Consider the following 1,161-nt stretch of genomic DNA (forward strand, 5'->3'; position numbering starts at 1 on the left):
CGTCCGCCCCGAGGACTTCGCCACGGACTCCGACGCTGATGAGGCCGGCGCATCACTGGCCGAACGCCGAGTGATCAGGCCTTGACCGCGAGCACCGGCACCGGCGAGTCGAGGAGCAGCCGCTGGCTCACCGAGCCCATGAGGGCCTTGCCGACCCGGGATCGGCGCTTCATGCCGATGACGAGGCGCGCGATGTCGTCGCGTTCCTCGAGTTCGACGAGGACGGCGACCGCGGGACGACGACGAGATTCGTGTCGAAATGCCGGGCTTCGCCGATCGCGGCCGTGACGGCTGCGTCGGCTGAGGCGTTGTCGGGGACTGCCACCATGATGGCCATGGTCACTCCTTGGATGCTCGGTGGGCTGGGATGTGTCATCGAGGATACTCGGGACCCTCAGCGACCGTACTTCGTGCGGAACTCCTCCTCGAGGTCCTCGAGGGTCTTGTTCCTGGTTTCGGGGACCATGAAGTAGATGAAGATGAGGGCGAGGACTCCGAGGCCGGCGAACATGAAGAAGGTGTTCGCGATCCCCATGCCGGCGACGACGCTGGGGAAGAACTGGGCCACGGCGGCATTGGCCATCCACAGGGCGAAGACGCAGATGCCCATGGCGAACGAGCGGATCTTCAGCGGGAAGATCTCGGCGAGCATGAGCCATACGAGGGGTCCGAGCGTGCCCTGCATCGAGAAGACGAAGAGGACGACGAAGACGAGGATCGCGTACGCCTTGAACTGCCCGTCCGGGAGGAACACCGCGGAGAGGCCGATGAGGAGGTGGAACGTGCTCGTGAGTGTGAACCCGCCGAGCAGCATGACCCGCCGCGGCAGCTTGTTGATGAGCATGATGCCGACGGTGACGCCGAGGACGGAGAAGAGTCCGTTGAAGGTGTTCGCGATGATTGCGGCGTCGGCGGAGAAACCGGCGTCGGTGAGCAGCTGAGTGCCGTAGTACATCACCGAGTTGATGCCGGTGAGCTGCTGGGCGATGCCGAGGCCGACGCCGATGATGACGAGGCGCAGCACCCACTTCGAGGCGAGGTCGGACAGTCCGCCCGTCTTCGACTTCTCCTCCTCCTCGGCGAGGAGCTCGACCTCCTTCATCTCCGCCTCGGCGCGTTCGGTCGATCGGACCTGTTTGAGCACCTCGAACGCCTGGTCGT

Annotated in this window: 2 protein-coding genes; both read right to left on the reverse strand. The window is 64.9% G+C overall.

Translation table 11 applies throughout. From position 1 onward, the window contains the following. Window positions 1–74: 74 nt before the first annotated feature. Window positions 75–398, reverse strand: coding sequence for a universal stress protein (locus BSP109_RS16670; protein ID WP_257944763.1), 324 nt, complete (start codon window positions 396–398; stop codon window positions 75–77). Beyond that, a partial coding sequence (locus BSP109_RS16675; RefSeq protein ID WP_146001231.1) for an MFS transporter occupies window positions 395–1,161 on the reverse strand: 767 nt, incomplete at its 5' end. The genes BSP109_RS16670 and BSP109_RS16675, both read right to left, overlap by 4 nt.

Origin of the sequence: Brevibacterium sp. Mu109 (assembly GCF_900169375.1) — a bacterium.
In the GTDB taxonomy this organism is placed as follows: Bacteria; Actinomycetota; Actinomycetes; order Actinomycetales; family Brevibacteriaceae; genus Brevibacterium; species Brevibacterium yomogidense_A.